19 protein-coding genes are annotated in these 21,491 nt (G+C 26.3%); 3 read left to right on the top strand and 16 right to left on the bottom strand.

What is annotated here, in order from left to right:
• Positions 1 to 64: 64 nt before the first annotated feature.
• Genes KO506_RS14175 through KO506_RS14165 form a run of 3 tightly spaced genes read right to left on the bottom strand, consistent with a single transcriptional unit; the run spans position 65 to position 2,197 of the window.
• Positions 65 to 424, bottom strand: a complete 360-nt coding sequence (locus KO506_RS14175; RefSeq protein ID WP_068360321.1) for a carboxymuconolactone decarboxylase family protein — start codon at positions 422 to 424, stop codon at positions 65 to 67.
• Positions 408 to 1,229 (bottom strand): twin-arginine translocase subunit TatC, encoded by an 822-nt coding sequence (gene tatC, locus KO506_RS14170; protein WP_215995574.1) that lies wholly within the window; start codon positions 1,227 to 1,229, stop codon positions 408 to 410. The genes KO506_RS14175 and tatC overlap by 17 nt, the downstream gene beginning before the upstream one ends.
• Positions 1,229 to 2,197, bottom strand: coding sequence for a KpsF/GutQ family sugar-phosphate isomerase (locus tag KO506_RS14165; protein ID WP_215995573.1), 969 nt, complete (start codon positions 2,195 to 2,197; stop codon positions 1,229 to 1,231). The genes tatC and KO506_RS14165 overlap by 1 nt, the downstream gene beginning before the upstream one ends.
• Positions 2,198 to 2,333: 136 nt before the next feature.
• Here KO506_RS14165 and KO506_RS14160 point away from each other — a divergent pair, with 136 nt between their 5' ends.
• Entirely contained in the window at positions 2,334 to 4,517 is a 2,184-nt protein-coding gene (locus KO506_RS14160) for a RecQ family ATP-dependent DNA helicase (RefSeq protein ID WP_215995572.1), read from the top strand.
• Here the strand turns inward: KO506_RS14160 and KO506_RS14155 are convergent.
• The 7 genes from KO506_RS14155 to KO506_RS14125 all read right to left on the bottom strand — a co-directional run bounded on the left by KO506_RS14155 (position 4,514) and on the right by KO506_RS14125 (position 11,934).
• Complete coding sequence (locus tag KO506_RS14155; RefSeq protein ID WP_215995571.1) at positions 4,514 to 5,155, bottom strand: response regulator; 642 nt, start codon at positions 5,153 to 5,155, stop codon at positions 4,514 to 4,516. The two genes, KO506_RS14160 and KO506_RS14155, sit on opposite strands and share 4 nt — an antisense overlap.
• 64 nt (positions 5,156 to 5,219) lie before the next feature.
• Positions 5,220 to 7,145: a sensor histidine kinase gene (locus KO506_RS17210; RefSeq protein ID WP_215995570.1), complete on the bottom strand. Its 1,926-nt coding sequence runs from the start codon at positions 7,143 to 7,145 to the stop codon at positions 5,220 to 5,222.
• Positions 7,146 to 7,148: 3 nt separating this feature from the next.
• The gene (locus tag KO506_RS14145; protein ID WP_215995569.1) at positions 7,149 to 7,838 is read right to left on the bottom strand and encodes a hypothetical protein; all 690 of its coding nucleotides are present in this window, start codon (positions 7,836 to 7,838) and stop codon (positions 7,149 to 7,151) included.
• 120 nt (positions 7,839 to 7,958) lie between these two features.
• Entirely contained in the window at positions 7,959 to 9,887 is a 1,929-nt protein-coding gene (locus tag KO506_RS14140) for a sensor histidine kinase (RefSeq protein ID WP_215995568.1), read from the bottom strand.
• Positions 9,866 to 10,435, bottom strand: a complete 570-nt coding sequence (locus tag KO506_RS14135; protein WP_215995567.1) for a hypothetical protein — start codon at positions 10,433 to 10,435, stop codon at positions 9,866 to 9,868. The genes KO506_RS14140 and KO506_RS14135 overlap by 22 nt, the downstream gene beginning before the upstream one ends.
• 99 nt (positions 10,436 to 10,534) lie before the next feature.
• A complete protein-coding gene (locus KO506_RS14130) occupies positions 10,535 to 11,212 on the bottom strand; it encodes a ZIP family metal transporter (RefSeq protein ID WP_215995566.1) in 678 nt (225 codons plus the stop codon).
• Positions 11,209 to 11,934: a class I SAM-dependent methyltransferase gene (locus KO506_RS14125; protein WP_215995565.1), complete on the bottom strand. Its 726-nt coding sequence runs from the start codon at positions 11,932 to 11,934 to the stop codon at positions 11,209 to 11,211. The genes KO506_RS14130 and KO506_RS14125 overlap by 4 nt, the downstream gene beginning before the upstream one ends.
• 212 nt (positions 11,935 to 12,146) lie before the next feature.
• Here KO506_RS14125 and KO506_RS14120 point away from each other — a divergent pair, with 212 nt between their 5' ends.
• Positions 12,147 to 13,328: a THUMP domain-containing class I SAM-dependent RNA methyltransferase gene (locus KO506_RS14120; protein WP_215995564.1), complete on the top strand. Its 1,182-nt coding sequence runs from the start codon at positions 12,147 to 12,149 to the stop codon at positions 13,326 to 13,328.
• Between the two features lie 209 nt (positions 13,329 to 13,537).
• On the opposite strand, the gene KO506_RS14115 is transcribed toward KO506_RS14120, so the two are convergent.
• From KO506_RS14115 to KO506_RS14090, 6 genes are all read right to left on the bottom strand, one after another.
• Positions 13,538 to 14,401 (bottom strand): alpha/beta fold hydrolase, encoded by an 864-nt coding sequence (locus KO506_RS14115; RefSeq protein WP_215995563.1) that lies wholly within the window; start codon positions 14,399 to 14,401, stop codon positions 13,538 to 13,540.
• Between the two features lie 12 nt (positions 14,402 to 14,413).
• Positions 14,414 to 15,304: an alpha/beta hydrolase gene (locus KO506_RS14110; protein WP_215995562.1), complete on the bottom strand. Its 891-nt coding sequence runs from the start codon at positions 15,302 to 15,304 to the stop codon at positions 14,414 to 14,416.
• Between the two features lie 95 nt (positions 15,305 to 15,399).
• Positions 15,400 to 15,735, bottom strand: coding sequence for a biotin/lipoyl-containing protein (locus KO506_RS14105; protein WP_215995561.1), 336 nt, complete (start codon positions 15,733 to 15,735; stop codon positions 15,400 to 15,402).
• Between the two features lie 20 nt (positions 15,736 to 15,755).
• Positions 15,756 to 16,556, bottom strand: coding sequence for a tRNA 2-thiocytidine(32) synthetase TtcA (gene ttcA / locus KO506_RS14100; RefSeq protein WP_215995560.1), 801 nt, complete (start codon positions 16,554 to 16,556; stop codon positions 15,756 to 15,758).
• 46 nt (positions 16,557 to 16,602) lie between these two features.
• Complete coding sequence (locus KO506_RS14095; protein WP_215995559.1) at positions 16,603 to 17,781, bottom strand: aspartate aminotransferase family protein; 1,179 nt, start codon at positions 17,779 to 17,781, stop codon at positions 16,603 to 16,605.
• Between the two features lies 1 nt (position 17,782).
• On the bottom strand, positions 17,783 to 19,435 hold the full coding sequence (locus KO506_RS14090) for an OstA-like protein (RefSeq protein WP_215995558.1): 1,653 nt from the start codon (positions 19,433 to 19,435) through the stop codon (positions 17,783 to 17,785).
• A 184-nt stretch (positions 19,436 to 19,619) separates the two neighbouring features.
• On the opposite strand from KO506_RS14090, the gene KO506_RS14085 reads away from it, so the two are divergent.
• Complete coding sequence (locus KO506_RS14085; RefSeq protein ID WP_215995557.1) at positions 19,620 to 21,419, top strand: hypothetical protein; 1,800 nt, start codon at positions 19,620 to 19,622, stop codon at positions 21,417 to 21,419.
• The last annotated feature ends 72 nt before the right edge of the window (positions 21,420 to 21,491 follow it).

Here is a 21,491-nt window from a genome sequence, read left to right as displayed (position 1 = left end):
AACTGTTTAATTATGTAAATGTATTTAACTTAATTTAGAAAGTTCTTAAAACACTCTTAAACCATTATTCAGTTAAACTTTTTTCTTCTTCTAGAGCTTCCCAATATTCTACAGCTCTTCTTAAATGTGGAATAACAATTGTACCACCAATTAAATTGGCAATAGACATAGTTTCCATCATTTCTTCTTTGCTAACACCATTTTTCATGGCGGCTTCTAAATGATATTGTACACAATCATCACATCTTAAAACCATAGATGCTACTAAACCTAATAGTTCTTTTGTTTTAACAGGTAAATGTCCTTCTTTAAAAGCATTAGTGTCTAAATTAAATATTCTTTTGATAACTTTATTATCTGAAGCTAAGATTTTATCGTTCATTTTTGCACGATAATCATTAAATTCTTTAACTTTTGTTGGCATTCTTTTCTTGTTTTTTAATAACTCTTCTTGATACGCTAATTCCTATTTCATATAATATTAAGATAGGAATTGCAACTATAACTTGGCTTGCAACATCTGGTGGTGTAATAATAGCTGCTAAAATTAATACAACAACCAAAGCATGTTTTCTATATTTTTTTAGAAATTCTGGTGTAATTAATCCAATTTTGGTAAGAAAATAGATGAGTACAGGTAATTCAAATAAAATAGAAACACCTAATAACATATTTGTAACCAAACCAATATGAGATTCTAGGGTAAAACTATTTTCAATAGCATCTGTAATTTGGTAATTGTATAAAAAATGAATTGATATAGGTGCAATTACATAAAAGCTAAACAGTACACCAATAAAAAATAAAAAGGATGCTATAAAAATAAAACCTCTAGATTTTTTAATTTCTTGATCTGTTAATCCAGGAGCTACAAATCGCCATATTTCCCATAATAAATAAGGGAAAGAAATGATTAAACCTAAAATTAATGAAGACCAAATAGAATTCATTAATTGCGATGTTACTTTTATACTTTGTAATTTTTTATCAGCAAAACTAACATTACAAAACGCACTATCAATACCAAATAACTGAAATAAATCACAAAATAACTGATAGGTGATAAAATCAGGCTTTATATGTGCTAGTAAAAAATGATCGTAAACTTGCTGAGCAAATGCAAAAAATGTAATTGCCAAAATAAAAATTGCGGCTACACTTCTTACTAAATGCCATCTTAATTCCTCTAAATGTCCTAAAAAAGACATTTCTTTTTGTTGTTCTGCCATTAAAAAATCCCTTCTTTAATTAAATCATGTAAATGTACAACTCCTGCATAATTATTTGAATCATCTACAGCTAAAATTTGAGTTATACTATTATTTTCTAGTGTATCTAAAGCATCTATAGCCATTGCATCTTTATGAATCGTTTTTGGGTCTTTACTCATAATGTCTTTAGCTACAAAATCATCAATTTTTGTAGTTTTACTTAGCATTCTTCTAATATCACCATCAGTAATAATACCTATAACTTTATTTTCTTCTACAACAGCTGTAACTCCCAAACGCTTTTCAGACATTTCTATAATTACTTTTGCAATCGTATCATTTTTAGTGACTTGAGGTAATTCATTATTACTGATTAAATCAGTAACTCTTAAATATAGGCGTTTGCCTAAAGCACCTCCAGGATGATATTTTGCAAAGTCTTTACTTGTAAATCCTTTTAAATCTAACAAGCAAACAGCAAGAGCATCACCCATTACTAATTGAGCAGTTGTACTTGTTGTTGGTGCTAAATTATTTGGGCAAGCTTCTTTTTCTACAAAAGTATTTAAAGTAAAATCTGCATTTTTACCTAAATATGAATCTACATTACCAGTAATTGCAATAATTTTATTTCCATAATTTTTTATCAACGGAATTAAAACTTTTATTTCTGGTGTATTTCCACTTTTGGAAATACATATTACTACATCATCATCTAAAACATTACCTAAATCTCCATGAATGGCATCTGCAGCATGCATAAAAACAGCAGGAGTACCTGTAGAGTTAAATGTAGCAACAATTTTTGCTGCAATATTGGCGCTTTTACCTACGCCAGTTATTATAACTCTACCTTTAAAATTGTGAATATATTTCACAGCATTTTCAAAACTACTATCTATAAAATTCGCTAAGTTAGCAATAGCTTTACTTTCTGCAATAATTGTGTTTTTTGCATTTGCAATTATGGTGGTATTATCTTTCAAGCTTTATGTTTTTATCAGAATAAAAAAAAGTTATATCTTTAGATATACGAAACAGGCAAATTTACTATAAAAATAAGTTTCAACAAACAATATAGTAATTGGTTTGCATTTTCTAAAATGATAATTTAATATTTATATGGATTTACATAGTCCTCTTAAAAAATTCTTTGGTTTTAATAAATTTAAAGGATTACAAGAAGAAGTAATAAAGAGTATTGTTAACAATCATAATACTTTTGTAATAATGCCAACAGGAGGAGGGAAATCTCTTTGTTATCAACTACCAGCTTTAATGGCAGAAGGTACTGCAATAGTAGTTTCGCCTTTAATTGCCTTAATGAAAAATCAGGTAGATGCTATTAGAGGTATTTCTGAACATAATGGAGTTGCACATGTATTAAACTCGTCATTAAATAAAACTGAAGTAGCACAAGTTAAAGACGATATTGCAAACGGAATTACAAAATTGTTATATGTTGCACCAGAATCTTTAATAAAAGAAGAGTATGTTACTTTTTTAAGAACTCAAAAAATATCTTTTGTAGCCATAGATGAAGCACATTGTATTTCTGAATGGGGTCATGATTTTAGACCAGAATATAGAAATTTAAAACACATTATTAAAGCTATTGATAGTGTGCCAGTAATCTGTTTAACAGCTACAGCAACAGAAAAAGTACAAGAAGATATTTTAAAAACGCTTGGTATTACAGATGCAAATCGTTTTAAGGCTTCTTTTAATAGAGCTAATTTATTTTATGAAGTTAGACCTAAAACTAAAGAAGTAGAAAAAGATATTATAAGATTTGTTAAGCAAAGAGAAGGTAAGTCTGGAATTATTTACTGTTTAAGTAGAAAAAAAGTAGAAGAAGTAGCTCAGATTTTACAAGTTAATGGTTTAAAAGCTGTGCCTTATCATGCAGGTTTAGATGCAAAAACTAGAGTTAAACATCAAGATATGTTCTTAATGGAAGATTGTGATGTTGTAGTGGCAACTATTGCTTTTGGTATGGGAATAGACAAACCTGATGTGCGTTTTGTAATTCATCATGATATTCCTAAAAGTTTAGAAAGTTATTACCAAGAAACAGGAAGAGCTGGTAGAGATGATGGAGAAGGATATTGTTTGGCTTTTTACGCATATAAAGACATAGAAAAATTAGAAAAATTTATGTCTAGTAAACCAGTTGCAGAACAAGAAATTGGACATGCATTATTACAAGAAGTTGTTGGTTATGCAGAAACTTCTATGAATAGGCGTAAATATTTATTGCATTATTTTGGTGAGGAATTTGATGAAGTAAATGGAGAAGGTGCAGATATGGATGATAATTCTCGAAATCCGAAGAAAAAGCACGAAGCTAAAGAACATGTTGCTATTGTTTTACAAGTTGTAAAAGATACATTACAAAAATACAAAGCTAAAGAAGTTGTAAATACAATTGTAGGTAAAGAAAATGCTTTACTTACTTCTCATAAAACTCACTTACAGCCATTTTTTGGTATTGGTAAAGAAAAAGCACCTTCTTATTGGATGGCTTTAATTCGTCAAATATTGGTGGTTAATTTTATCAAAAAAGAAATTGAACAATATGGAGTTATTAAATTAACTAAACATGGTGAAAAATATTTAGAAAAACCAACCACTTTTATGATGACAGAAGACCATTCTTATCATGAAGGAAATGATAATTCTATTATTACCAATTCAAAATCTTCTGGAGGTGTTTCTGATGATAAGTTAGTGAAGTTACTTAAAGATTTAAGGAAAAGAGTAGCAGTAAAACAAGGAGTACCACCTTTTGCAGTTTTTCAAGACCCGTCTTTAGATGATATGGCTTTAAAATACCCAATTACTTTAGAAGAATTATCGAAAGTACATGGAGTAGGAGAAGGAAAAGCTAGAAAATTTGGTAAAGATTTTGTAAAATTAATTGCTACTTATGTAGATGAAAATGATGTTTTAAGACCAGATGATTTAATTGTAAAAAGTACTGGTGTTAACTCCGGATTAAAGTTGTTTATTATTCAAAATACTGATAAAAAATTACCTTTAGAAGATATAGCGAAATCTAAGGGTTTGGAAATGAGTGATTTGATAAAGGAAATGGAAAGAATTATTTTTTCTGGTACAAAAATAAATATTAATTATGCTTTAGATGATTTGTTAGATGAAGATCAGCAAGAAGAAATTCATGAATATTTTATGGAAGCAGAAACTGATAAAATTCAAGATGCCTTAGACGAGTTTGATGGTGATTATGATGATGATGAATTACGTTTAATGCGTATTAAGTTTATTAATGAAGTAGGAAATTAAAACTGATATTTCATATCAATTGCATATTTAACCAATTCATTACCAGAAGCTAAATCTAATTTTCGAATCATGTTTTTTCTATGAGTATCTACTGTTGTTTTAGCAATAAATAATATTTCAGAAATTTCTTTGGATGTTTTACCATTTGCAATTAAACTAAGTATTTCTTTTTCTCTGTTAGATAATATAACTTTATCAGATTTACCAATGGTTACATTGTCTTCAATATAATTATTCATAAAATTGAAGGCTACATTTGGATCAAAAAAAGTTTTACCTTCTGCAACTGTAGCTATTGCTTTAGACAACATTTTTATTCCTGAGTTTTTTAAGATATAACCAGTTGCACCAGCATCTAACATTTGTTTTATAGCATCTGGTTGATCGAACATTGTCATTGCTAAAACATTAATATGTGGCATTTTTTTTTTAATTATTCTTGTGGCTTGAATACCGTCCATAATTGGCATTCTAATATCTGTAATTACTAGTTTAGGTTGTTTTAAACCAACTAAATTTACTAATTCTTCACCATTATTTACAGCACCAATAATGTCTATATTCTCATCAAACTCAAAAAACGATTTTACTCCATCAATTAACATTTGATGATCTTCTGCCATTATTATTGTTATCATAGTTTTATTTTTTTTATTAAAAATACAATTTTTAATACGTTTAAAAATACCTACAAGTAATGATTTATAAAATAGGAATATCTAAAATAATAGAACTTCCTTTTCCTAAAGTAGAATCTACTTTAAAACTACCATTTAAATGTTCTATTCTTGTTTTTATAGAGTTTATACCCATTCCGTTATTTAAATTCACTTTTTTAATATCAAAACCTTTTCCATCATCCTCTATAATTATATTTAGGTTTTTATCATATAAAGAAATATTTATGGTTGCATTTTTTGCATCAGCATGTTTTATAATATTGGTTACCAACTCTTGAATTATTCTAAAAAGTGTAATTTCTAAAGTGTTTTCTAAACGTTTGTCTAGACCAAAATGTATAACATCTATTTGTATTTTATCTGCAGATGAAATTTTTTCAGCCATCATTTGAATGGCTAACAATAAACCTTGATTTGCAATTACACCTGCATTTTTAGCGTGTGCAATTCTGCGTACTTTTAAATACGCTTCATCAATTAAATTTTCTGTTTTATTAAAAAGTTCTTTTTGATCTATTTTCTTTTTTTCTCTGTTAATTTTTAAGTTTTCGAAATGTAATTTTAAAGTAGCTAAAACAGAACCTAAATTGTCGTGTAAATCTTCTGCAATTCGTTTGCGTTCTTTTTCTTGACCATCTACCATAGCATTTATGGTAGTAATTTCTTGCTCTTTTAAAAGTGTAAGGTTTTTTATAGTTTCTAGTTCTTTTTCTTTTTCTGCTAGTTTTCTTTTTCTTTTGGAGTTTTTTAGTGATAGGGCTGCAATAATACTTATTAAAATAAGTGAAGAAAGAGTGACAATTAAAAAGCTTAAATTTTGTTTTCTTTTAGAATCTAGTTCAAAAATTTGCTTCTCTTTTTCTACTGTTTTATTCTTAATTTCTAATGAAGAAATTAGATTATTTTGATTTTTAAAATTGATTAAGAAACTGTTTTGAAATGCTTTTTTTAACGCTATAAAGGCTGAGTCTTTATTATTTAAACCATAATACATATCACTTTTATATAAATGATATACAAAGTCATTTCTTAAGGGAGTAATTTTACTTTCGTATTTTTTACTTTCTTCTATGTTAGCAACAGCTAATTCATATTGTTGATTTATAGTATAATTTCTTGCAATCTCTTTATATAACTCGTATTTGTATTTGTTGTAAAAAACATGAGATTCTTTTTCTAAGAGGTCTAATTCCTTTTGAAAACAATAGATAGAATTTCCACCTATTTTCAGAATTGATTTTAAACCTTTAATATGATAATATTCTATTCTTAATTTATTGTAAGAATTAAATGTATTTGATAAACTGTCTAATTTTAAAATTAGTTTGTTAGAAATTGTATTTACAGTTTCAATTTTAGTATTGTCATCACCTTTTAAAACGCCCATTTCATTCAAGTAAATCTTGTATAAATAATATTTAAACAAGTAAATGTTATTATTTTTACTAAGCGAAAAAAGTTCATCGATATAAAAATTGACATTATCATCGGGATTAATTATTCCTGATTTATAAATTTTTAATATCTGTAAAGTGAAAATTCTTTTTAAAAAATTATAGTTTAATTCTTCTGATAAATGATATCCTTTTTGGGCAATATCAAATGCTTTAATTCTATTTTTATTATAAACGCGTTCGTTTTCTGTTATAATGAGTAGATCTAATAAATAATAAATATCTTTTTTTCTACGATCTAGTTTTATATTGTTAATATAATCTACGGAAGAATGAAATTTAAAACCATTATTTTTTTTTAAATCGAAATAGATTGATACTTTTTTTTGTAAAATGCTATCTTTTATAAAAAACATTTTACCTGCTGCAGACGAAATATTTAATTGTTCTATTTCATCAAAAAAAGAATTTAGTAAAGATGTGTTGTCTAAATTCTTTTTTTGAGAAAATAAAGATATGCTGAATAAAAAGATGAGAATATTTATTCTTATCACAAATTAAAATAGAATTTTAGATTGACCTACAACACAAATTTGTGTTACACCTTTTGTTGAATTGATTTGACCTAAGTTTTCGTCTTTTCCTATTAATCCGTTTACATCATCTATCATATTTTCACCTTTATCAATTAATCCTCCAGAGGTTTTAGACTCAATTATTTGTTGAGAAGATAAAGTTTGCTGTATGTATAAATTTCTAGCTTCATCATCATATCGCTTTATATTTTTTTTCTCAAAAATTCCATCTCTGTAATCAAATTCTTGATCCCAAACATCTGGATTTATTGTTCTATCGATTTTAGTTAGTTTTCTATCAAAGATTAACCAAGAACCTTTAGTTAAGTCCAAATCTTTAACCCCGGTTACATTTACATCTTTTTTATTATTACAGAGTGCTTGTAAATTAATAGAAATGGTATTCGAATTTGGTAATACAGAAGAATAAGATTTAGTACTTGTATCTAATTTTGCGCCTACAATTCCGATATTTACCAAACCTTTGTAATTGATAATATCCAATAAAATTGAATCGATAATTTTTTTTGTGTCAGAACTTTTTTCTTTATTTAAATTAAAAGTTGCAAAAATTGCAAAAAAGGTTCCATATAGTTGTCCTGCAAAAACAAATTGTTTTGCTCTAGTTCCAGTTAAATCAATAGTAGTTGTGTAATTTTCTAAATTTTCCATTCTTTAAGTTTTATTTGGTTAGTTATTTTCCAAATATCAAAAATATTTGTAGCAATTTCATACATATAATTAGGTATATCTAAGTTAGCTAAATATAATCAAAAAATATTAGGTAAAGATTTAAGAAACAGGAATATCTAAAATAATAGAGCTTCCTTTTCCTAAAGTGGAATCTACTTTAAAATTACCATTTAAATGTTCTACCCTCGTTTTTATAGAACTTATACCCATTCCGTTATTTAAATTCACTTTTTTAATATCAAAACCTTTTCCATCATCTTCAATAATTATGTTCAGATTTTTATCATACAAAGAAATATTTATAGTTGCATTTTTTGCATCAGCATGTTTTATTATATTGGTTATCAACTCTTGAATGATTCTAAAAAGTGTAATTTCTAAAGTATTTTCTAAACGTTTGTCTAGACCAAAATGTATAACTTCAATTTGAATTTTATCTGCAGATGAAATTTTTTCAGCCATCATTTGTATAGCTAATAACAAACCTTGGTTTGCAATAACACCTGCGTTTTTAGCGTGTGCAATTCTTCGAACTTTTAAATAAGCTTCATCAATTAAATTTTCTGTTTTATTAAAAAGTTCTTTTTGATCAATTTTCTTTTTTTCTCTATTGATTTTTAAGTTTTCGAAATGCAATTTTAAAGTAGCTAAAACAGAACCTAAATTGTCGTGTAAATCTTCTGCAATTCGTTTGCGTTCTTTTTCTTGACCATCTACCATAGCATTTATGGTAGTAATTTCTTGTTCTTTTAAAAGTGTTAGGTTTTTTATTGTTTCTAATTCTTTTTCTTGTTCTGCCAGTTTTCGTTTACGTTGCGAGTTTTTATAAGAAAGAATATATATAAAACTACCAGTAATTATAGTTAATAAGGCAATTATTAAAAGATTAAAATTTTGTTTTCTTTTAGATTCTATTTGTAAATTTTCTTTTTCTAATTGTAGAATTTGCTTTTCGTTTTCTAAAGTATTGTACTTTTCTTTAATATCTGATATAGCAATAGATTGATTTAATAAATTAAGACTATCTTTTAATTTATTATGAATTTTTAAGTAGTAAAAAGCACTATCTTTTTGTTGGTTTTCTTCAAAACCTTTAGAGATATATAAGTAGTATTTTAGTTTGCTTTGGTTTGCATATTGTTTATTTTCTTTTGCTTTTTTAAAAAGATTTACAGCTTTTGCAAAATTCTTTTTATCATATTCAATTCTACCAAAATTAAAATAAATCTGACTTAGAATTTCCTTAAAAAAAAAGCTATTTTCTTTTAATAGCAACAATTTACTTTTATTAAAATAATAGAAAGCACTATCACTATTTTTATTACCAGGTAATGTATAGGTAGCTCCAATTATTTGATTTGCTTTTATTTTTGCAAACTTATTTTGAGTTTTTTCTGCAAAGCTTAAGCAATTTTTAAAATGTTTGGCTTTAGGATATGCAGTTTTGTTAAAATAGGCTTTAGAAATTTCAAATCCGTTGTTTAAATATTCGTACCAAAAATTGTCCCAATCAGAATTTTTTAATGCTTTAAATTCACTTAAATATTTGTCTACTTTATTATAGTTTAACGAGTTGTTTCTTTTAAAAAAATAATATAATATTCTTCTTAAAGATTCATTTATTTGTAGAGTATCTTTCCGTTGTTTTGCAACATTTAAAACTTCTAAATAATTATTGTAGATTATAGAATCGTTGTTTTTGGTAGAATAATTTAGATAATCTGTATAATTAAGTTTTAGATTTAAATCTTTGGTAGTTTTTAAAAATTTATTGTCTAAAATTTTATTTTTTAAGCCTTTAAGATAAAAATCTGTAATATAATAATTAGCTAAATAAATTGAATCTTTACTATTAATTTTTGATAAAGCATCTGAAGCTTTAAGAAAATTATAATAGTTTAAATTGTTATAGACTTGTTTATAATACAGATTGTCATCCTCTTTTTTTTGAGAGAAAGAGTAACCGTTTATGAATAAGATAAATATTAAAAATAAATATTTTTTAATTAGTTCACCTTGAGTTTGCATTCAATTTCTGGAGTTTCTTTATCAAAATCTGTAGCAAGTTCATTTGTAAAATTTATATGAAAATCCAAAACAGTTCCTTTTTTAATTACAATATTACCCGAAAAGAAAGTTTTGTAATCTTTGTTATTTAAAAAATAATCATCAGAGTTTTTATCTATAGGACTATTTTCTAGCATACTTTTTTTATCATCGATTTTTACATCAAGTTCAAATTTTTTCTCGTCTTTAAAATACCTTATTTTTTCTATAATTAATTTAGGGTCTTTTGTAGTAAAGTTAACAAGATTAAATTCAATGTCTTTTAACGTAAATTGGCTAGAAAACATACCATTTCTATTGGCATCAAACTTAATTAATAATGCATGCGGAATTTCGTTATTTGTTTTGTCTGTAATTGTACCAAGATGAACTACTTGATTTTTTTTAGAATGAATACTAGTGTTAAAATATTCAATAAGTTTTTTAGGATCTTCGTCATTACTATTCTGTTTGCTTACAGTACATGAACAAAACAAAAGCGTTAGAAATAGAATTTTTAATAATTTCATTTTTCAGTAATTTAATTTCGCATAAATTTAAACATTTAGTTTATCAATCAGCATACCTATAGCTAGGTATTTTTAGGCTACTAAATAATATTTAAAAAGCTACAAAGTAATTATAGTCAGAATTATCCCTAAAAGAATGGCAATAAACTTTTGTAAGTTAAATTTATGATTTTCGGTACTTTCAAAAAGAATGATGGTAGAAATATGTAAGAAAACTCCTATTATTAAAGCTGTTATTTCTGTTTGATATTCTGTAAAAAAATGAATTTTATCACCTAATAAAACTCCTAAAGGACTCATTAATCCAAAGAAAAAAAGAAAAGAAAAAACTATTTTTTTAGAATATTTTGTGTTGATTAAAAATGTAGTTAATACAATTGCTATCGGAATTTTATGCACAACAATTGCCCACAATAAATTGTCTCCTGAATGATGTATAGGTAACCCTTCAGAAAAAGCATGTAAACACAAGCTAACAAATAATAATGTTGGGAATTCTTTGCTATCAGAATGAATATGAATATGTCCATGTTCTGCACCTTTAGAAAAAGACTCTAAAACAGATTGTAAAATAATACCAATTAAAATAAAAATACCAACTATTTTTACATCAGTATTGTTTTTATACACCTCAGGTAATAGGTGTAAAATGGTTACTGATAATAAATAAGCACCACTAAATGCTAATAATAATCTAACAACTAATTTACTTGGCTTTTTAATCAATATTAATGAAGAACCAACAAAAACAGATAAAATTAATAAGATGTAATTCACTTGGCAACTAAAATTAACCTATTAGAAGTTTGGCTATTAAAATCATTTAAATGATAATCTCCAAAAATATTTGTAATGGTAAAACCTACTTTTTCAAAATAGGTTTTCATTTTATTTACATCTAAATATTTTACTCTTTCAGTGTAAGAATGTTGGGCATTATCAGCAAAAAAAGAGATGTTCTTTAAAATAAAACCATCTTTAATTTCTCTTGTTATATGAAAAGTAATATCATCTACAACCTTAGTTTCTTTAGGTACTAAAGTAGCTTTTACTAAATCTGCATTTAAAAAATCAAAAACAAAATAACCGTTGTTTTTAATTCCGTTTTTAATATTTTGTAAAATTAAAAGATCTTCATTATCATCTTCAAAATAACCAAAACTGGTAAACAAATTAAAAACTGAATCATATTTATTATTAAAAGGTTCACGCATATCATGCACCTTAAAATTTAATGATTCATTTTCAAATTCTTTAGCAATTTTTATACTATTGGCAGCCAAATCACCACCAGTAACTTTATATCCTAAAGAATTTAAATAAACAGAATGTCGTCCTTTACCACAAGGTAAATCAAGAATATGAGTCGATTTTGGCAAAGCTAAAAATTCAGTTATATTTTTCATAAATAACTGTGCATCCTTATCATTTCTATTTTTGTATAAAATAAAATAATAAGGTGTGTTAAACCAATCTGTAAACCAATCTTTTTGTTTCATCTTTTTGTTAAGTCTGCAAAAGTAACTAAATCTTACTAGTCATAAAACGAAATGTTAAAATATAAGTATCAAGTTTTTAATATTGAGTAAGGAGTTGTCTTTTATATAATCTTTTTTGATAACTTATTAGAGCTAATTAATAACAATAGATATTCTCTAAACTTCCAACTTCAAACCTTAAACATCCCACTTTAAATATTTAACTTTGCAGTATGAATAGAGATTTTAAAATGACAGCAACAACACTTTTTGGTTTAGAAGGTGTTTTGGCAGATGAACTGAAGAAATTAGGAGCGCAAGATGTTAAAGAAGCAGTAAGAAGCGTTTCTTTTAGAGGTGATAAAGGTTTTATGTACAAAGCAAATATTGCTTTAAGAACTGCTGTAAGAATTTTAAAACCCATAAAAACGTGTAAAGTTTATGATGAAGAAGATTTATACGAAGCTATTCAGAAAATAAAATGGGAAAATTATTTAGATGCTGATGGTACTTTTGCTATAGGTGCAGTTGTAAATTCTAAGAATTTTACAAGCAACTCGCATTATATTTCTTTAAAATCTAAAGATGCAATTGCAGATTATTTTAGACACAAATATCATAAAAGGCCAAATGTAGATTTAAAATACCCAGATGTTAAAGTACACATTCATATTCAAAAAGATTGGTTAACAGTTTCTTTAGATTCTTCTGGAGATTCTTTGCATAAAAGAGGTTATAGAACTGCAACAAACATTGCACCTATAAACGAAGTTTTAGCTGCAGGTATGATTTTGTTATCAGGTTACACTGGCGATGAAAATTTTATAGATCCAATGTGTGGTTCAGGTACAATTTTAATAGAGGCTGCAATGATTGCCAATAATATTCCTGCCAACATCAACAGAAAACTTTTTGCTTTTGAGCATTGGAAAGATTATGATGAAGATTTATATTTTACTATTCAAGATTCATTGTTAAAGAAAATTCGTTCTTCTCATTTTAAAATAATGGGTTTTGATAAAGCACCATCTGCCGTACAAAAAGCAAAAGCCAATGTAGAAAATGCAAATTTAGATGAGTTTATTGGCGTACATCATGTAAACTTTTTTAACTCAACAAAAGAAGTTTTTGGTAACACAACAATTTTGTTCAATCCACCTTATGGAGAACGTTTAAACATAGACACACACGAGTTTTATAAAAAAATAGGTGATACTCTAAAGCACAATTATCCAGGTTCTACAGCTTGGTTAATTACTTCAGATACAGATGCTTTAAAATCTGTTGGGTTAAGAACATCTAAACGAATTGCCTTAAAAAATGGAGATTTAGATTGTAAGTTTGTAAAGTACGAATTGTACGAAGGTACTCGTAAGTTTAAGCCAAGAAAAAGCAATTCAGAAGAAGAAGAGTAAACCAAAGCAAGTTAACAAACCAAAATTTTAGTCATTTAGATTTATCGAGTATTTTTTTAGAAGCTATTTCCTGCTTTACGCACTCGCTTTTTTATTCTGAAAAAGAATAAAAAGAGCTCAAACAAATGCTACAATCAGGGCTAGACTTGTTTGCTTATTTTTAGATTTTCGAATTATCAGAGTTTAAAAATTACAAATTCTCTTTTTAATTATTTTTTTAAACTTAAAATAAATTCGGAGAGTTGTTTTGGTTTTTCTAACATCGGAAAATGCCCACAATCTTCAATAAAATTAATTTTATTTACATTTAAATATTTTTGAAGCTTTTGTGCAGATAAAACAGGGCTTAAAACATCATTATTTCCCCAAATAATATGAATATTATTATGATGTAATTTTAGAATATTAATCCATTTTTCGCTGTAAAGTTTTCTTTCTTTAATGCTATAATCAATAAAACTTATAACTTTACCACCATTATTTTTATTTTGCAATAGCCATAAAATTTTAAAATCTTCATCAGAAATAGCATCATCTTTACCTAAAGATTCTTTATAATATTTTTTAAAGAACTCATAAGAAATCGTAATTTTTATAAACTTATTTGTTATTTCATTCTCAATAATATCTTGAGCAGTTTTATTCTTGGTAGCTTCAACTGTTAAGCTACCATTCAGTAAAAAGATCTCTTCAATTTTTATTTTTAATGCGTAAGATTCTACGATATTTAATAGTTCACAAAAAATAGATGTACCAAAACCATGAGATAAAACCGAAAAAGTTGTAATGTTTAGATATTTAATTAATTCTAAAATATTTTGTGCATGATCTAGAATAGAATTGTAATAATTCTTTGGTTTAGAAGATAACCCAAAGCCAATTAAATCTACAATAACTATTCTGTAATGTTTTTCTAAATCAGAAATTATTTTATAAAATTCAAAAGAACTAGATCCAAAACCATGAATAATTAGAAGTGTATTTTTTTTAATTTCGGTATCTATAAAAGATAATTTTTCGTTACTTAAAATAATAGATTTGTGTTTCTCTTCCCACTCTTTTAAATTAATCATTTTAAAAATTAATTAATAGTTAATATACAGTGTTTTCAAAGAATTATAATTTCTTAAATCTATTTCTTTCAATATCATCAGCAACCATCTAAGAGGATTGTTTTCAATTACTAAACACTTTTTATTTTCAATAATTTCTACATTTTTAGGTTGAGTAGTTGCTAAATTTAGTAGTAAGTCTTTTATGTTTGCTATATCATCTTTTCTCCAAAATATTTTTATCGGTATTTTTGAGTCTTTCAAAGCTTTAACCCATCTGTGCCAATACAAAAAGTTTTCTTCATTAAAACTGCTTAAAACTAAAGTTTCTTTTTGGCCTTCCATCTCATTAAACTTCTGCCAAATGCGTTCTATTTTTTCATTTTCTTTTTGTTCAAGTAGTTTATTATTAAAGAAATTTTTAGTTGAATAATTTCTAAGTACTTCTTTGTATTTAGAAATTTTGCTATTATTAATTAATTTGCTGATTGTTTTTAGCTTTACAAAGTAATCTTTGTTACTACTATTAGATATTGTTATTCCTGTTATTTTAAAGGGTAGTAGGTTTACATTGCTTCTATATAAAATTTCTTTTGCAACTTTATCACCATAATTAGATGCAATGATTTGAAATTCTTTTAAATTTAATTTTTTCCAAATTTTTATGCAAACATCTGCTTGATCTATAATTGAATAGCAATAAGAATTAGGCAGCTCTGTGAGGCCAAAACCAAAATGATCGTGAATAACAACTCTGTAAAATTCTGATAATTGAAGGATAATTTTATGAAAATCGTAAGAAATTAAAGGATAACCACTAATTATAACTACAGTATTTTTATGATTTCCTAAATCAATAACAAAGACATTGTTATTATTTACTTTATAGTAATTTCCTAGTTTTTTGAAATCTTTTAGAAGCATATTTGGGGGAATAAGTTAATAATAGAACTTTTTTACTCTAAAAATCTAGAGTATTTTGCTAATTTAAGAGTTTATATTTAAACTCTATGTTAATTTTATTGTAATTCTTCAATCTTGCAAATCAAGTCATTAGGCTGTAATTTGTTTTTAGGTTTTGTAATGTAAACAAGTTTTCCTGTTGTTAAACTTTCAAATTCTATAGACATAGAATTGTTTTCTAATTCACAAATTATTTGCCCTTCTTTGATTAAATCTCCAACATTTACAAACCATTTAGAGATTTTAAAACTTTTATTTTGAATATTTGGAACTAAAACATCCGTAGTTAATTCAGTATTATATTTAATTTCAAAAACCTCATTTTTAACTAATCTTCTTGAATCTTTTTTGTTCGATTTTAACCAATTTAATACCTTTTTTAACGAATTCATTTAAACTTTTTAGAAGTAAATTAATCAATAATAGAAAATTTTTCAGAAACTTTACTCTCTAAATTATCAAAATCATACAAATTCTGGTCTAACAAATGCGAAGGGAAAACATTTTGCAAGGCATTCATCATAATTGCATTTCTGTTAGGGAATTCAGACTCCCAATCTGTAATCATTTGTTTAACTTTTTTACGCTGTAAATTTTCTTGAGAGCCACATAAATTACAAGGTATTATAGGAAAATTTTGATGATTTGAGTATGTTTCTATATCACTTTCTTTACAAAAAGCTAAAGGTCTTAAAACGATTAAATCACCAGCATCATTTTTAAATTTTGGTGGCATTGTTTCCATTTTACCTGCAAAAAAGAAGTTTAAGAAAAAGGTTTCTAAAATATCATTTCTATGATGACCTAAAGCCAATTTATTACAACCTAAATCTTTTGCGGCCTCATATAAAGTTCCTCTTCGTAAACGAGAACATAAGCTACATGTAGTTTTGCCTTCTGGAGTTTTATCCATCACAATTTTATAAGTATTTTTTTCAATAATTTTGTAATCTACTTGTAAATTGGTTAGATAATTAGGTAATACTTCTTCTGGAAAATTGGGTTGTTTTTGATCTAGATTTACTGCGATTATATCAAAAGAAATAGGTGCAACTTTCTGAAAATATAATAACATATCTAACAAAGTATAACTGTCTTTACCACCAGATAAACACACCATTATTTTATCTCCTTCAGCAATCATTGTAAATTGTTGTATAGCTTGTGCTGTAGCTTTCTGTAATTTTTTTGTTGTCTGTTTTATAGATTCCATATTTGTAAAAATAAGGTTTGGTGTATTAAAAAGTATAATTTTGTTTTTAAAGAACTTCTTCTATAGCTTCTAAAAAAATATTGCAACCAGCGTCAAGTTCTTCATCAGAAATTGTTAAAGGAGGTGTAATTCTAATTGCTTTTCCTTCAAACAAAAGAAAGAAAAGAATTAAGCCTTTTTCTAAACATTTAAAAATAATTTTAGAAGCTAATTCCGGAGTTTCTACAATTGCAGCCAACATTAAACCTTTACCTCTAATTTCCTTAATAGCAGAATGTTGTAGTTTTTTTCTGATGATATTTTCTTTTCTTTTACTTTCTGATATTAAATTTTTATCTAAAATTTCAGTAACAGTAGCATTTGCAGCAGCTGCAATTACAGGATGCCCAGCAAACGTAGAAATATGACCTAATTTTGGATTGTCCTTAAGTAAGTTCATATGCTCATAAGAAGCAATAAAAGCACCAATTGGCATTCCACCACCTAAACCTTTACCAGTTATTATAATATCTGGAATTATGTTATAATTTTCAAAACCCCAAAACTTTCCAGTTCTTCCAATTCCAGTTTGTATTTCATCTAAAATTAATAATGCTCCAACTTCTTTACAACGTTGTTTAACTTTTAATAAATAATCATTTTTTGGTTCTATAAAACCAGCTCCACCTTGAATGGTTTCTAAAATTACGGCTGCAGTTTTTTCTGATATTTTATTTAATTCTATAGAATTATTAAACTCAATAAATTTAATACCAGGTATTAAGGGTCTAAAAGCAGCATTTTGTTTTTCTACTCCAGAAACACTCATTGATCCTTGAGTATTACCATGATAAGATTTTTTTGCTGCAATAATTTCTGCTCTATTTGTAACTCTTTTTGCTAATTTTAAAGCTCCTTCTGTAGCTTCTGTACCTGAGTTTGTAATATAAACTGATTGTAATTCATTAGGTAAAGTAGATGCTAAAAGTTTACATAAACCCACTTGTGGTTTTTGAATAAACTCTCCATAAACCATTACGTGTGTGTAAGTATCAACCTGATTTTTAATTGCTTCTGATACTTTTGGATGATTATGACCCAAACTATTTGCAGAAACTCCAGCAACAAAATCCAAATATTTTTTATTAGTAGTATCGTAAATATATGATCCATTTGCGTGAGAAATTTCTATTGCAAGTGGGTGAGGAGAGGTTTGTGCTTGATATTTAAAAAAATCTTCTTTCATTTTATTGCTGTTTTAATGCATTTGGAGATTTTCTTTTTTTCTTATCCTTTTTATCTTTTAAAATAGCTTTCGATTTTTCTTTAGATTTTTTTCCTAGAGGATCTCTTTTAGGTGTGTTTTTATCTATAATAAAGATATCATTTTTAGTTTTGGGTTGCTCATCTTCTCTCCAAATAAAACCTTTTAATTTTTTTATGTCTTCTGGTAATTTTGATGGCGGATATGTTTTTCCATCAGATTCTTTAAGGTATTTAATAGATACAACTTCACTATCTTCAAACATAAAATCAATATTACTAGAAATTTCTTTTGTAATAGTTTCTAAAACTTGAGTTTCTTCATTTCTATTATAATAAACAGACTCTGCATTCCCTTTTACTAATAAAGTTTTTAGCTTACCGTCTAAAAATTTACCATACATATTTCTACCTTTTATTTGGTTAAAAATATCTTCTGCTAAAGAATCTTTAGAAATAATAAAGGCATTGTTAAACACTTTTAAAGAATCTAATTTTTTAGTTTCTAGGTTAGATTGTAAGTAAATACTGTCTCCAGTAATTTGATTTTTTTCAGACCAGATTACTGGGCTTCTATACATTTTTGTATAACCAGTTACTTGATTTGTATGTATAGAATCGCATTTGCCTTGTAAATCAGATTTAAAGATTTTTACATTATGATATGTTCTTACAATTCGCTTTTCTGGTTTACCTGTTATTAATAAAGTATCTCCATGTATAAACATAGAATCTTTTTCTATAATTGAAATGGCTACTGCTCTTTTTATAATGTAAAGTGAATCTTTTTTCTCAAATAATTCAGCATAATGTCCTCTAGAAATAAAATTCTGAACAGTGTCTATTACTTGAATATTATTGGTTGCAGAAGCAAAGCCTCTTTTTTTATCATAATACAAACTATCGCCTTCTACAGTTCTTTCTTTTAAAAAGAGTTTTGCATTTTTTGTAAAATGAGAAATATCTGTTTTAGTATTGTAAAAACCTTTTTCTGAATATAATTTATTTTCGTTTTGAATATTTGTTATGGTTGATGGTCCATATAAATAAGCTACACCAGAATTGGTATAATAATCTAAATGGTTCGATTCTAAATTATGTTCTGGGTTTACAACTGTTACTCTAGTTGTGGCAGTAAATTTTTTGTTTTCTAAATAGTAATTTCCATTTTTACTTTTTAGTGTATTTGTTTCGTCTTTAATAGTACCATAACTTTGGTAATACAACTTCTGATTTATTCTGTCAAACTGTAAAGTATCCGTAGTTAAAGTCATTGTAGGGTCTGTTAACACTACATTTCCCCAAGAAAGTGCTTGTTTAGAATTAGCATCATAATCAGCATAATCACTAGTTTGTGTAATGGTATCTCCTTGTTTTATAAATACATTACCTATAGCTTTAAAAAAATTCTGTTTTCTGTAGTATAATGCTTGCTGACAAGTTAAATCTATACCTTCGTGATTCATTTCTACATTACCTATAAGTACTGTAGCTCCAGGGTATTTTTCTTCGTCAGCTTCTTGAATTTCAGCCTTGTATTGAATTTTTCTTTTTGGTTTTTCTTTTCCATCAATTTTTTCTTGAGAAATAGAAGTTAAAGAAGAAAAGATAAGGTATAAAAAAAATATTTTTTTCAAATGATTTGTTTTGCCACAAAAATAATGAAAAGAATATAGTTGATTACTAAAGAAAAGTAAAAGTTAAATTTTAATAAGTAAGCCTTTTATGAACTCCAATTTTTCATTTTCTTATGATAATAGTCATCTTTTACAGTGTATAATAGAAATATATTGCAAATTAATTAAACAATTAAATTAAAAAATGAAAAACGTACATTCATTTCACATACCTGTTATGGGAATAGGTTTTACAATAGATTCACCCTTAAAAGTAGCGCAATATGGTATTGACTCTGTAATTTCTTTGGTTGATGATATTTTAGTAGAAAAAATGCGTAAACTTTATAGCGAAAAGTTTCAGATTCCTTATCAAGAAATATCGGATAAAGTTGATGATTTTAGAGCAAAAAGAATTACATCTTATTTAAACTTATTACATGAGCAAACTGAGCAAAAATTTAATCAGTTAAAAAATATAACTTCAGAAAAAAGTTCAGCTTTAAGAACTTACATCAATATGTTACCAGAATATTCTACAGTTAAAAAAGATTTTTTTAAACTTACTGAAGATGGTGTTGATTTTAACAAATTAAAAGAATGGGCTAATAAAAATTTAAAAAAGGGGAGTATTGATGTAAACATCATGACAAAAGTTGATAAAGAGAACTACCTAAATAAAGAAATGTTACCTGTAGAATATAATGATGCTCATGCTGCTTTGCGTGGTTTTGCTGAAAGTAAATTGGCATCTTCATTAGTACTTTCTGCAGGAATGAATCCTAAATTATATACTTATATCAGTAAGTTTAACGATTTTTTTCCTGATGAAAAAGGATATATTAAAAAGAAAATTATTCTAAAAGTTAGTGATTTTAGATCTGCATTTATACAAGGTAAATTTTTAGCAAAAAAAGGTTTGTGGGTATCAGAATACAGAATAGAATCTGGTTTAAATTGTGGTGGTCATGCTTTTGCCACAGATGGTTTTTTAATTGGCCCTGTTTTAAATGAGTTTAAAGAGAATAAAAATACTTTAGTTGAACAAACCAAAACTTTATTGTTAGCGGCTTTAAAAGAAGCTAACAAAGTGTTACCAATAACTAATTTGGATTTAAAAATCACTGCACAAGGAGGTGTAGGTAATGAGGAAGAACATTCTTTTTTATTAGAAGAATATAATTTAGATTCTATTGGTTGGGGAAGTCCTTTTTTATTAGTGCCAGAAGCTACAAGTGTAGACAATAAAACAATAGAAAAACTAGCAAATGCTAAAGAAAAGGATTTGTATTTAAGCAATACTTCTCCTTTAGGAGTGCCTTTTAATACACTTAGAGGTAATACTAAAGATATACAGAAACAAGCTCTTATTGAAAAAAACAGACCAGGTACATCTTGCCCAAATAAATTTATTCAATTGAATAAAGAGTTTAAAGATTCTGGATTGTGTGTTGCATCAAGAGAATATCAACATTTAAAATTAAAACAATTAGATAGTTTGGATTTAAATGCTGATGATAAAAAGAAAGAATTTGATAAAATTGTAGAGAAATCTTGTATATGTGTTGGTTTAGGTACTTCTACTTTAATATTAAATAAATTGGATACTAATAAAACAGGAGATGGGGTTTCTGTATGTCCAGGTCCTAATATGGCTTATTTTAATAAAATAATGAGTTTAGGTGGAATTACAGATCATATTTATGGAAGAAAAAATATGGTTTCTAGAATTGATAGACCTAATGTATTTATCAAAGAATTATCTCTTTATACATCTAATTTACAAGAAAAATTGAATGATTTAAAATTATCTTTTGATAAAAAGCAACTTCGTTATTTAGTTAAGTTTAAAAATAATTTAGACAAAGGAATTCAGTATTATAATGAGGTTCTTTTAGAGCGTAAAGAATCTTTTATCAGTCAGAAAGAAGTTTTATATAATGCACTAAAATTTGAAGAATCTAAATTAATTTTAATTGGTGAAGAAATTAATAAATTAAAATAAATTTATAATTTAACGAAACAAAAAAGCATCTTTAAGAAATTAAAGATGCTTTTTTTATTTTATGATTTGATT

This window comes from Polaribacter vadi (genome assembly GCF_018861005.1).
Taxonomy (GTDB): Bacteria; Bacteroidota; Bacteroidia; order Flavobacteriales; family Flavobacteriaceae; genus Polaribacter; species Polaribacter vadi_A.
This window is presented reverse-complemented; position numbering and strand designations above follow the sequence as displayed.